Here is a 12,522-nt window from a genome sequence, read left to right as displayed (position 1 = left end):
GAAAACCTTCAAAGAAACGGTGTGCGGTTAGAAACATTGCGGTCAGACACACTTCTCCCTGTGACGATCTACCATATAGCAGATTTTCAAACGGCCCAACGCCCCTTTGAAGGGCATTATATCCACAGTCAGATCAAGGTGGAAAAATCCCAGGCTTTGTTACCCTTCAGGGCCGGAGATTTCATAATTAATATGGACCAGGAAAAAAACCGCTATATCATGGAAGTGCTCGAACCAGAGGGGGAAGACAGTTTCTTTGCATGGAATTTCTTTGATACCATCCTTCAATCCAAAGAAGGTTACTCAGCCTATGTTTTTGAAGATTTAGCTGCAGACTTTCTGATGACTCATCCAGAAATCAAAACAGCCTTGGAAGCTGCCAAAAAGGAAGATGCAGCACTTGCTAACAGTGGCCCTGCCCAATTAAGATGGGTGTATGAGCGAAGTCCGTGGAAAGAAAAAGAACATAACCGATATCCTTTTTACAGGATAGAGCATTGATCTCAAGTAAGTTTTTTACATGGATCACCTTTCTTTGCCTAAAAAATCGGAAGGTCTTTGAGAAGCCCCCAAAAAACTATGGAGTTATATCCAAAAGTATAACCTCCACTATTTTCAAAGCCTATCCTTGTCACCTCAACCCCGACAGCTGTACGGGGGAGAGGTCTAATGAAAAAGTCAATAACAAAATCAGCTTTATGCTTTCAATCGAAATTAAAGGAAAAACCTTCCTCACCTACAAGATAACCAGGGAATTCCCCCTCTTTGAAAAATTACTTTGAAATCCTCTGCACGTTTTCCTTTTAACCTATCCCATTCTCCAGACTAGAGGATTATTCCGGTTAAAATCCTTACTTTTGGGTCGAAATAAGATTGATGAGAGCCTCCAAACCCAATTTTCTTGAACGTTTGAAAAGTAAATGGCAATTGAATAGCTTACTTCAAGTTGTCCTGGTCCTAATTGTATTTGCCCTGACAGGCTTTACCATTTTATTTATCAAAAAACCGATTTTTGATTTTTTGGGCATCAGTATGGAAAGGGGTGGTTTCTGGAAAACTGTACTTTATCTATTACTGGTATTGCCGCTTTATCAGATAATTCTTTTGCTATGGGGATTTGTTTTTGGACAGTTCCATTTTTTCTGGGAAAAAGAAAAAGCTTTTTTTAGAAGAATTATTGGGAAAAAATAAGAAAAGTTCTGATAAAGTAAGTTTCAAAGCATGGTAGAATAATTGACGAACTTTTCTTTGTCTCAGAGGTTATGAAGGAAATATGGGTGAAGGGGCTTCAAAACCCATCATTATCATTAAATTTGCAGATTGATTACATTTGATTGAAGTATATCCATGGCAAAAAAGAGAGGCAATGCCCTTGAAGCGCACGAAAAGCGCAAGCTGAACAAAAAGAACTTGAGCAAATTAGGCGGGATTTTTAGATTCATGCTGCCTTATAAGGTCCCCTTTATTTTTGGAATGCTTTTTTTGTTTTTTTCCAGTCTTACCCTTTTGACATTCCCTTTTATCGCTGGAAAGTTAATCGATACGGCATCAGGTGAAAGCTGGTTAGTGGATGATATCAATCTGATTGCTTTGTTGCTGTTGGGTGTACTCTTGGTACAGAGTATTTTTTCCTTTTTCCGGGTTTGGCTATTTGCCAAAGTTTCAGAGCGCAGCATGCGTGATATCCGGGTAGCCCTTTACAGAAACATGGTACAATTGCCCATGACATTTTTTGATAAAAGAAGAACGGGTGAATTGATCAGTAGGATTACAGCAGATGTAACCTTACTTCAGGACACTTTCTCCACTACCTTAGCCGAGTTATTTAGACAGATCATCACCTTACTGGCAGGTGTGGTTTTCCTGATGGCCACCACACCCAAACTGACTCTTTTTATGTTGGCTACATTCCCCGTTCTTATCATCATTGCGATGGTTTTTGGGAAATTTATCCGAAAACTTTCCAAACAAACACAGGATGAGTTGGCCGCTGCCAATGTAATCGTAGAAGAAACCCTGCATTCTATCATGACCGTAAAGTCCTTTGCAGGTGAAGAGTATGAATCAAGCAGGTATTCGAAAGGTCTAAACAAGGTGGTCAAAGTAGCCTTGAAAGCTGCTGGCTTTAGGGGTGCTTTTATCTCTTTTATCATCTTTGCTTTATTTGGAGGCATTGTAGCTGTCATGTGGTATGGGGCCACTCTTGTATCAGAAGGCGCTATGAGTGTTGGTGACCTTGTATCTTTTGTGCTTTACACCACATTTATCGGAGGATCCATTGCAGGACTGGGTGATATTTACAGTCAGATCCAAAAAGCCATTGGATCATCGGAGAGGGTCTTGGAAATTCTGGATGAAGCCCCGGAAGTATCTACAGCAGATTTCCAAAAAGTTCCTATTTCAGGTAACATACGCTTTAATCAAGTACGTTTCACCTACCCAACCCGTCCTGAAATAGAAGTGTTAAAAGGCATCAGCCTAGACATTAAAGCCGGAGATAAAGTAGCTTTGGCAGGACATAGTGGAGCCGGAAAATCCACCGTCATCCAATTACTGCTAAAATTGTACATGGTGGAAAAGGGACAGGTGGAAGTAGATGGAAAAAATATACAAGATTGGAACCTCAGACAGTTGCGTTCTAATATTGGTATCGTCCCGCAAGAGGTACTTCTTTTTGGCGGTAGTATCCGAGAAAATATTGCCTATGCCAAGCCAGATGCTTCTGAGGAGGAAATCATAGAAGCTGCAAAAAAAGCCAATGCTTGGCAGTTTATAAGTCAATTCCCGGAAGGGCTGGATACAAAAGTGGGAGAAAGAGGAGTAAAACTTTCCGGAGGACAAAGGCAGCGGGTGGCCATTGCAAGGGCAATCTTAAAAGACCCAGCCATTTTGATATTGGATGAAGCCACCTCATCTCTGGATGCAGAATCCGAGGCCCTGGTACAGGAGGCTTTGGATGAACTGATGAAAAACCGAACCACCCTCATCATTGCCCATAGGCTGGCCACCATAAGAAAAGTAGACCGCATTTACGTCATGAATGAAGGGCGCATAGTGGAACAGGGGAGCCATGAGGAATTGGCGATTCAGGAAGAAGGATTTTATGCCAATTTAGTGCGGCTTCAGTTTGCCGATTGATTCAATTATTAATCTCCTATTTGGCAAAGAATCCTCATTTGCGCAATCTCGACCAAACCTTAGTAGTAAACCTTGGTCTGTCCTCCATGACATTCAGCTCATCTTCAGATACACGCTTGACACTTTCAATGGTATAAAACGCCTTGTCATTCAATGTTTTGACTTTCTCAATATAATGCTGAAGGTCTTCTCTTTTCATGACTGTGAAGAGTAGGTTAACTTTCCCATACCTTCCTTCAGCACCCACACTTGTAAACCGAAAATTTCTATCTTTCATGTATTCGATCAATTCAGGCATAGGGCTTGGGGTGATTACCCTGACCAATACCCTACCTAAAGCCAGCTTTTCTTCGATCGTCATCCCTACAAAAGTACCCATAGCAAAGCCACCCGCGTAGGCTACATAAGACATGGGGTTATTGATATTCTGAAAAATCTGTCCTATGGCTAAAAGCCAGATCATGGCCTCAAAAAAACCTAAAATGGGAGCAATTTTTTTCTTCCCGTTCAACACAAACATGATCCTTAATGTGTTGATGGATACGTCCATAACCCTAGCCATAAAAATCAACAATGGCATGACCACATAGTTGAAGATATCTTGAGGTATTCCCAAATTCACAAAATATTCCTGCATCTCTTAATATTTTTTGCAAAGTTAAGCGTTAACAATTCCAATACCAATTTGGAAAATTATAGTGTAAGCTTAGAAGTGGTCAATGACAAAAAAGCAAAACCTGATTCGTTGTCTATTTTACTTCTTTCAACTTGACATCCATTTCACCTTTAGCCTTTAGATATACTTTAATGGCGCTTTCGGTACTAAAAATTCCCTCCACACTTATTTTTGTTTGACGCAATTGGAAGCTAGCAAAATCGGTATCCAGTATACCCTTACTCTGCAACTCTTTTTCTGCCACACCCAAAAATTCACCTAACGGAATGATCGCCAGTTTTTGAATCTGTCTTTGGATCTTTCTTTTACGAAATTTTATACCTATACCTGCCAATCGGTTATCGGATTTGATATCAAACTCCACTCCTTCGAACCTTAGTACTTCTGATTCCTCATCAAAAAAGGGTTGACCGGCAAAATACATCACCCCTGAAATTTCCTTTTTATTTGCTCTCTCTGCGATAAAGTCCATGGCCAAAAGTACTTTGTCTCCGTATTGCTGAGAACGAATTTGGGAAGGATTCAGTACCGTTTTACTATCCAGTTTTAAGCGCTGTCCTGAAATCGCTTCATTCAGGATCTGATCCAAATCCCGATAAGCAAATACTATCGGAAGGGTAATATCCACCACATTTTCCTTAGAAGAATTAACCTTTACCGGAGGCAGTGGCTTTGAATAGGCTTCTGGTTTTTCTCCTGTTTGGGAAAACATTTCCCCCTCTAGGCCAAGGTAAAGTACAATGTTTTGGTCAGCTGTTACTTCCTGACTGACAAAAAGATTATCAGGTTGTGCATAAAAATGTACCGCAAAACCATTTTGTTCTATGGTGTAAGGAGCAGAAAAAGCTTCCCATGTCTGGGCAGCCATCTGTTTAAAATCAAATCGAGTCAAACCTGCAGCTTGCAACTGGTTATCAACCACCCTTTGTAACTGACCCTTAACCAAGGGTTCTAGGTCAATTTCAAAACCAAGTAAGTTATAACGCATAGATCTTCCCCAATTTTCGATCTTTAAATCTTTGATGGATAAATCCCAGTTTTCCCCGAAGGTCGGAACAAAACTTATCTCAGGGCTTATATTTTCATTGAAAGGAAATTGAGTGGATAAGTTCTGTCCAAAAACCCTTTTTTCAATTTTTAAATCCCCTAGAACATTCATGGGGATTTTTATTTTCAGGCTTTTGTCACCTGTTCCAGTTAGCCCAATTTTTCCAATACGGGTCACGTCTAAGTCAGCAAACAATCCACTTCCCAAAGAAAGCCCCTTATCGGAGAACATTTTACTTTCCAAGGTTTTGTTCAAATTATCTTCCAGATAAGATAAAGGAACAGCTACAGGAAAGTTAAGTCTAGATCTAGTATCCGGAAGATCTTGCTGAGTCGATGCTGGAGGATTTCCTGGCTTAATACTTTTGCAAGCACTGAAGGATAGGATCAGATATAGGAAAAGAATGATGATGGAAATATGTTTACGTATCAAAACCATAGAATAATAAAGGCTTTTATAGGTTCCTTTAAGTAGAAGGAACTATTTTCGGGCCAAATTAATTTCTTTTCGAATAGGATTAAGAATATTTAAGAAATGGAATGGATTAAATTAGAAAATAAGGAACAACTTGAAGAGATTAAGAAGATAAGTACGGATAGTCCAGTATTAATTTTCAAACATTCTACCCGATGTTCTATCAGTGGAATGGCATTGGACAGATTGCGCAGAAATTGGAAATCAGAAGATTTTGAAAAAATTACCCCATATTTCCTGGATTTGATAGCCAATCGATCTTTAAGTGATCAGATTTCACAAGAATTTGGAGTATATCATCAATCTCCACAAATCCTTCTTATCAAAAATGGTGAATCCATTTATGACGATAGCCATATGGGAATCAATTACCGAGATATTATGAGCAAGCTTTAGCCAGCCTTCAATTCCACAATATGGGCTAAAATTCCCCTAACAATTAAAAACTGAGCAATCACATAGGTTCCCATCACCAAAACACCAGCTTCCTGGAAGGTGTTTGAAAACATATTTACGGCTAAAATCCCATCCGAAACCAAGAAGAAGGCAGCCCCTATCATCACCTGCCAAAAACTAATCTCATTGGTATTCTTAAACCTTTCCCTTGCTGTGGTAGCCATCATTACAATGACAATCAAATAGGCTACGACCGGTATTTTCATTTCACCTAAACCATTCCTGATAAAGAAATATACAAATGCAGCAAAAAGGTAAATTGGAAAATTCAAAAAGAAGAGCCGGATAAAGTCCACTTTACCTACCCTGAAAGGTTGCTTCTGAGCTACCTTAAACCCAATGATATAACAAATGTGTGCCATAAGAAATGCTCCCAGTCCATAAAGAAACATCTTGGGAAACATCAGTAGGGTATCACCCAACCAAGAGAAAATCAGGGCTGCGATAATGGTTTTTCTTAACAGCTGCCCCCTGAAAAAAGAAGTGGAAAAGAAAAAATAACCAAGCAAAAAAGGAATGATCAAAGGTTTTGTAAATACTCTTTGGTCAGTTTGTCCATTTGCAGTAAAAAGGATATCGAGGATGGAAACCAACATGAACAAATACAGCCAAAGTATGTTTTTATTTTTCATTGATGACCTACTTTTGTTGTTAAATATAAGGAGTTAATGTACAAAAGTTAGGCAAACTTACCTAAAATCAAGACTTAACAATCCGTTAAAGATTTCTTAACATCAATTTTCCAAAAAAAATAAACCTCGTATTATTTCTAAAATAACCTCATCGAAAAGGTTTGAAATTGATTAAATCCCCATTTTTTAAAATTTTCTTCTTATTTCAATGTTAAGAAATTGTTAAGAAACTATGTGAATAATTGTTAAAACTTAACAATTCCAAAAAAAAATCCTTGTCAGAGTAACCTACATTTGTATTCGGAAATATAATACAAACTAAATCTCAATTAAACTTTCCACGAAAAACAAAAATTATGAGGCGATCATTACTGAAAAGTCTTTTTGCGACACTCATGCTTGTCTTTGTATCAAGCCTAGCATTTTCGCAAGGAGTTACCACTGCAAGTATCCAGGGATTGGTTACCGACAACTCCGGTGAAACTTTACCTGGAGCCAATGTGGTAGCAGTTCACACCCCTTCAGGTACACGCTATGGAGCTGTGACCAACATTGAGGGTCGATTTGTACTTCCCAATATTAGGGTAGGTGGTCCTTACACCGTTACCATCAGCTATGTTGGTTTTGAGGACAGAGTAGTTGAAGGAATAAACCTTGCGTTGGGTCAAAACTTCAACATCAATGCAGTATTGACAGATGGGCTTGATCTTGAAGCAGTAGAGGTACTTGCTGGAAGAGGAGGAATTTTGGATGCCGACAGAACAGGTGCTGCTCTGAACATTGGAAGTGAAAAAATCAACTCTCTTCCTACTGTAACGAGAAGTGTAAGCGACTTTACCAGATTGACACCTCAATCCAATGGTAACGCTTTTGCCGGAACTAGTTCAAGGTTCAACAACTTCACCATTGATGGAAATATTTACAACAACAACTTCGGTTTAGGAAATGCTCAATTCGCAGGTGGGAATCCAGTTTCTTTGGACGCCATCGAAGAAATTCAAGTTAACCTGGCTCCTTTTGATGTGCGCCAAGGAGGATTTACCGGTGCCGGTGTAAATGCCATCACAAGATCCGGTGACAATACATTTAGAGGTTCTGCTTATTATTTCTTAAGAAATGACCAAATGCAGGGAACCAAAATCGGTGACAATTTCATCCCTCAAAATGACGCCAAAAATGAAATCTTGGGTTTTAGATTAGGTGGCCCTATCATCAAAGACAAGTTGTTCTTCTTTGTCAATTATGAGACAGAAACTGAATTGAGACCTTCTATACTTAGAAGAGCGGCAAGAGATGGAGAAACTCCTGATGGCCTATTTATTTCCAGGGTGCCTCTTTCCGAAGCCAACTTCGTGAGAGATCAATTACAAAGCATTTACGGTTATGACGCGGGAGCACCTGATTCTTACCCATTTGCTTCAGAGCAAACAAGATTGAATGTAAGATTGGATTATAACATCAATAATAATAACAAACTGACTGTAAGATACAACGACTACAGTGCGTTCACTGATGTTCCTACCAATGGAAATTCTATTAGATATATCCAAACTAGATTTAGAAATACAAACAGAACAGGTATTGAAGGCATCAACTTTAGAAATGCAAACTACACCAATGACAGGAATGTCAAGTCTTTTGTGGCTGAATTGAATTCAAGAATTGGCAACAACATGTCCAACCAATTGAATATAGGGTATACAGCCATTCAAGATCCGAAAAGAGGTGTCCCCGGTGGTCAGAATTTTCCATTCGTTGAGGTATTAGAACCAGATGATGCTGGCAACCTGTTGTATTACATGTCCATGGGTAACGAATTGTTTACCGTGGGTAACTTGCTGGAAAACAATATCTTGAATATTACTAACAACTTCTCTTTATTCAAAGGAAAACACACTTATACATTTGGAGGTAACTTTGAGTATATGACTTTTGACAATGCTTTTAATCCAGTCTTCAATGGTTTTTACAGATTCAATAGTTATGACAGCTTTGTTGAGTCTGTAATCAATAGAAACCCCAATGTATTCCCTGATGCTTTTGCAAAAGGCTTTGCTTTGGATGGTTCTACAACTCCACCGACTGATAATACCAGATTTGGACAGTTAGGTTTCTATGTACAGGATGAATACCAGGTAAACTCAAGATTGAAACTTACCGGTGGATTAAGGATAGACCTTCCATTCTATCCAATCGACATTCCGCAGAATGAACTGTTGAACAATTTGAACAAAACTTTGACAGATCCTGATGGTAATCCTTTTACTCCTGATGTTTCTGTTTTCCCTAAAGTAAATCCATTATTCTCTCCAAGAATCGGTGTAAACTGGGATGTAAATGGGGACCGCACATTTGTAGTAAGGGGTGGTACAGGTGTATTCTCTGGTAGAATTCCTTTTGTATGGTTGTCTAACCAGGTTAATGGTTCTGGTGTAATCAGAGGAGGTTATGGTCTAGAAGGACAGGAAGTTATTGATGCTGGCATAACATTCAACCCAGATGTAACAGCTTGGAATCCTGAAAATCCAGGGCAGACGCTTTCTAATGAGTTGAACCTTACTGATAGAAATTTCAGATTGCCACAAGTTTGGCGAACTAACTTTGGTATTGACAAGCAATTGCCATTTGGTATCTTAGGTACATTTGACTTGATCTACTCCAGAGATGTTACTACTCCAATTGCCAATAACTTGGTGCTTAGGAACCCAGAAGGAACTTTCACAGGACCTGATCAACGTCCATTTTGGATCAACCAACCAGGCCTTACTGGATATTCCAATGATCCGGATTTCAGAAACGTATTCTACTTGACCAATGCAAATAGAGCAGCTGATTATGTGGCAGCTACAGTAAGTTTAGAAAAATATTTCACCAGCGGATTCTACACCAGTGTAGCTTATACCTTATCCAGAGCAAGGGATTTGGATGCAGCAGGCGGTTCTCAAGCGGTATCCTTATGGCCTTCAACTGTACAAGTTGATAGGAATAACCCTGAATTGGGTTTTGCTGGACATGACCAACCGCACAGAATGATCGCTAACTTGGCATACACTACCAAAAATACCACCATATCTCTGTTCTACGAAGGTGGTAATGCAGGCAGATGGAGTTATGCTTATGCTGGTAACTTTGGAGATGCATCAAACAGGTTATTATATGTTCCAAACACAGGTTCAGAATTGCAGTTTGAAGAATTCACTTTAGACGATGTCGTATATACACCGCAACTTCAAGCGCAATTGTTAGATGCTTTCATCGACCAGGATCCTGTTTTGAGTAGAAATAGAGGTCAGGTAATCGATAGAAATGCAGGTTTGAGACCTTGGGTGCATACTTTTGACCTAAGCTTTATCCAAAGGTTAGATGTGACTAGAGATGAGAAAAACAGGTTGGAATTCAGATTGGACTTCATGAATGTGGGTAACCTATTGAACTCAGAATGGGGAGTACCTCAAATCGAATGGCAGCAAAACCCTCTTAATTTTAGGGGAAGAACTGCTGACAATCAGCCAATCTACAGAATCACTACTAATCCTGGAACCAACGACATCATCAACGAAACTTTCAGACGTTCTACAAGCATTGCAAATGTTTGGAGAATGCAGGTTGGTATAAGATATACATTTAACTAAATAGCATAGAACTACATCAAAAAGCCCTCAATTGATTTGAGGGCTTTTTTTTATCAATTTTTTGAAAGCATTACTGTTACTTCTATAGAAATGGGGTATAAAACACATTTTTAAGAATTATTATTGGAAATATCCAATGCTTTGAATTACTTAAAGGATTATTTTTGGATATTATTCATTTGCTATTTTAGACACATTGCATGAGCTTATTCCATTTACAAAGTAAAATCGGTAGAACCATCAAAATGGATAACAGGGAGTACTTGTACTTTAGTGGTACAGATTACCTGGGATTGGGTGCTTGTCCCGAATTTGAAGACCTCGTCATAAAAGGCATTCAAAAACTGGGAATAAACCACGGGCTGAGTAGAATCAATAATGTCAGGTTGGATATTTATGATGATTTTGAAAATTACTTTGCAGAAAAAGCAGGAGCAGACAAGTCACTCCTTTGGAGCAGTGGCTACCTTGCAGGACATGCCACACTAAGCTACGTTTTAGATAAGGCAGATTATATATTTTTGGCCCCGGACACCCACCCTGCAATTTTACCTGAGGAATTGAATCCAGATAGATCCAAATCATTCAAAGAATGGGCGGAATTTGTCCATGAGGTTACAGAAACATTAAAACCTCAGCGAATACTGATATTAGGCAATGCAGTTGACCCTTTGAAACCCGAACTCCATGACTATTCCTGGATAGGAAATTTGTCTAGAAAACACAAATACACTGTTCTATTAGACGACAGCCATGCTTTTGGGATAGTTGGGCAACATCCTTTTGGCACCTACGATAAATGGAAGTTTCTTCCTGTACAGTTACTAGTATCAGGTTCCCTTGGAAAGGGTTTGGGCATACCAGCTGGAATTACTTTGGGTTCAACCTCTCCTATAATAGGCATGGCGAATCAAAAGATTTTCCGCTCCTCATCACCTCCCCCCCAAGGATATATATGGGCATTTTTACATGGACATGAACTCATCATGCAAAAGTTTGAAAAATTACAGAAGAATATTCAATTCTTCAATGGTCTAATGCGCAACCTGAAAGATATTGATGGGGAACTGGGTCTGCCTATCTATTCCTTTCATGAAAGAAAATGGGCAAGTCAATTAGAGGAAGAGGGTATTGTTGTCAGTTCATTTCCTTATCCAAGCCCAACAGACCCTTGGACCAACCGCATTGTGATTTCTGCCAATCACCTATTATCGGATTTGGACAGGCTCTATATTGCCTTGGATAAAATCCAAAATTAGGTTTATTCTTAAGCCAAAATCATTTTAATTAAAATTTGAAAACAATGAAAAACCATCTTTCATCCATTGCATTTTTTATGTTAGTAAGCATATTATTTTCCTGTAAAGAAGGAAGTATCAAACCTTTCGAAGATATTCCTGATAAATATGGTGTTTTGAAAATGGTCATGGAAAGTCCGGAAAAATTTAAAGTTCAGATCAAATACACTCAAATTGACCGCAACGACAATAATGTCCCTTCCTTCACGGATTTTGATTTTAACCTTAATGACAGCATTTATTTTTATCCAGCATCTACCGTAAAATTACCCGCTGCCATTTTAGCATTGGAATGGATTCAAGAAAATGCCTTGGAAGACCTGACAAAAGAATCTGTAATGCTAACAGATTCTATACGAGCTTCTCAAATTTCTGCATACCATGACAGCACTGCCTCCAATTATTTGCCGAGTATTGCACATTACATCAAAAAAATCCTTTTGGTCAGTGACAACGATGCTTATAACAGACTTTATGAGTTGCTTGGACAAGATTACATCAATGCTAAATTGAAAGAGAAGGGAATAAAGCATACCGTCATCAACCACCGCTTAAGTATGCCCATGAGCGAAGAGGAAAACAGACACTTTAATCCCATAACATTTAAAAATACCAAGATGGAAACCCTGTTAGAAATACCTGGCAGGGAAACCAACAAGGTATTTATGAATTCAGATAATCCAAGCATCGGAAAAGCGTACTTCAGTCAGGGCCAACAAGTCAACCAAGCCATGGATTTTACATATAAAAATAAATATGCGCTTTCGGATTTCCATGGTACGGTGCAAAGGATCATTTTCCCCGATCAGTTTAATACCATTGAACGTTTTCATATCTCAGATTCAGACCGGGAATTTATTCTGAAATACATGTCTATGCTTCCCGGTGAAAGTGATTATCCTAAATATGATTTGCCTGATTTCTACGATAGTTATTCCAAGTTTTTCAAATTTGGAACAGATAAAAGTCCGATTCCTGCTGAATTTAGAATCTTCAATAAAACCGGAAATGCTTATGGGCATTTATTAGACGGCTCTTATTTTATTGATTTTGACAATGGGGTGGAGTTTTTTGTTTCTGCGGTTATTTATACCAACGCCAATGAAACCCTTAATGACGATACTTATGAATATGAAGAAATCGCATTTCCCTTCTTTGCCGAACTTGG

At 38.8% G+C, this 12,522-nt stretch carries 9 protein-coding genes and 1 pseudogene; 7 read left to right on the top strand and 3 right to left on the bottom strand.

Annotated elements, in window-relative coordinates; translation table 11 throughout:
• From QZT73_RS00370 to QZT73_RS00360, 3 genes and pseudogenes are all read left to right on the top strand, one after another.
• A pseudogene (locus QZT73_RS00370) lies at positions 1-501 on the top strand (hypothetical protein); the annotation flags it as partial.
• Between the two features lie 375 nt (positions 502-876).
• Positions 877-1,191 carry a DUF6787 family protein gene (locus tag QZT73_RS00365; RefSeq protein WP_291779633.1) on the top strand — a complete coding sequence of 105 codons (315 nt, stop codon included), beginning with the start codon at positions 877-879 and terminating at the stop codon, positions 1,189-1,191.
• A 156-nt stretch (positions 1,192-1,347) separates the two neighbouring features.
• Positions 1,348-3,138 carry an ABC transporter transmembrane domain-containing protein gene (locus QZT73_RS00360; RefSeq protein ID WP_291786073.1) on the top strand — a complete coding sequence of 597 codons (1,791 nt, stop codon included), beginning with the start codon at positions 1,348-1,350 and terminating at the stop codon, positions 3,136-3,138.
• Positions 3,139-3,172: 34 nt separating this feature from the next.
• Here QZT73_RS00360 and QZT73_RS00355 read toward each other — a convergent pair whose 3' ends face one another.
• Positions 3,173-3,775, bottom strand: a complete 603-nt coding sequence (locus QZT73_RS00355; RefSeq protein ID WP_291779627.1) for a DUF2179 domain-containing protein — start codon at positions 3,773-3,775, stop codon at positions 3,173-3,175.
• Between the two features lie 112 nt (positions 3,776-3,887).
• Positions 3,888-5,300 (bottom strand): DUF4403 family protein, encoded by a 1,413-nt coding sequence (locus tag QZT73_RS00350; RefSeq protein WP_291786072.1) that lies wholly within the window; start codon positions 5,298-5,300, stop codon positions 3,888-3,890.
• A gap of 96 nt (positions 5,301-5,396) precedes the next feature.
• On the opposite strand from QZT73_RS00350, the gene ytxJ reads away from it, so the two are divergent.
• Positions 5,397-5,732, top strand: a complete 336-nt coding sequence (gene ytxJ / locus QZT73_RS00345) for a bacillithiol system redox-active protein YtxJ (protein WP_291779620.1) — start codon at positions 5,397-5,399, stop codon at positions 5,730-5,732.
• On the opposite strand, the gene QZT73_RS00340 is transcribed toward ytxJ, so the two are convergent.
• Positions 5,729-6,424, bottom strand: coding sequence for a lysoplasmalogenase (locus QZT73_RS00340; RefSeq protein ID WP_291779617.1), 696 nt, complete (start codon positions 6,422-6,424; stop codon positions 5,729-5,731). The genes ytxJ and QZT73_RS00340 overlap by 4 nt on opposite strands.
• Positions 6,425-6,780: 356 nt before the next feature.
• Here QZT73_RS00340 and QZT73_RS00335 point away from each other — a divergent pair, with 356 nt between their 5' ends.
• From QZT73_RS00335 to QZT73_RS00325, 3 genes are all read left to right on the top strand, one after another.
• Positions 6,781-10,056: a carboxypeptidase regulatory-like domain-containing protein gene (locus QZT73_RS00335; protein WP_291786071.1), complete on the top strand. Its 3,276-nt coding sequence runs from the start codon at positions 6,781-6,783 to the stop codon at positions 10,054-10,056.
• A 200-nt stretch (positions 10,057-10,256) separates the two neighbouring features.
• The gene (locus tag QZT73_RS00330) at positions 10,257-11,315 is read left to right on the top strand and encodes an aminotransferase class I/II-fold pyridoxal phosphate-dependent enzyme (RefSeq protein ID WP_291781038.1); all 1,059 of its coding nucleotides are present in this window, start codon (positions 10,257-10,259) and stop codon (positions 11,313-11,315) included.
• Positions 11,316-11,359: 44 nt separating this feature from the next.
• A partial coding sequence (locus QZT73_RS00325) for a serine hydrolase (RefSeq protein WP_291786070.1) occupies positions 11,360-12,522 on the top strand: 1,163 nt, incomplete at its 3' end.

Origin of the sequence: Cecembia sp. (assembly GCF_007126775.1) — a bacterium.
In the GTDB taxonomy this organism is placed as follows: Bacteria; Bacteroidota; Bacteroidia; order Cytophagales; family Cyclobacteriaceae; genus Cecembia.
Note: the sequence above shows the minus strand (reverse complement) of the source record. Positions and strands in the feature narration are given on the sequence as shown.

Coding starts and splice junctions, on each gene's coding strand:
- QZT73_RS00365 (WP_291779633.1), top strand. CDS start 877: ATGAGAGCCTCCAAACCCAATTTTCTTGAACGTTTGAAAAGTAAATGG.
- QZT73_RS00360 (WP_291786073.1), top strand. CDS start 1,348: ATGGCAAAAAAGAGAGGCAATGCCCTTGAAGCGCACGAAAAGCGCAAG.
- QZT73_RS00355 (WP_291779627.1), bottom strand. CDS start 3,775: ATGCAGGAATATTTTGTGAATTTGGGAATACCTCAAGATATCTTCAAC.
- QZT73_RS00350 (WP_291786072.1), bottom strand. CDS start 5,300: ATGGTTTTGATACGTAAACATATTTCCATCATCATTCTTTTCCTATAT.
- ytxJ (WP_291779620.1), top strand. CDS start 5,397: ATGGAATGGATTAAATTAGAAAATAAGGAACAACTTGAAGAGATTAAG.
- QZT73_RS00340 (WP_291779617.1), bottom strand. CDS start 6,424: ATGAAAAATAAAAACATACTTTGGCTGTATTTGTTCATGTTGGTTTCC.
- QZT73_RS00335 (WP_291786071.1), top strand. CDS start 6,781: ATGAGGCGATCATTACTGAAAAGTCTTTTTGCGACACTCATGCTTGTC.
- QZT73_RS00330 (WP_291781038.1), top strand. CDS start 10,257: ATGAGCTTATTCCATTTACAAAGTAAAATCGGTAGAACCATCAAAATG.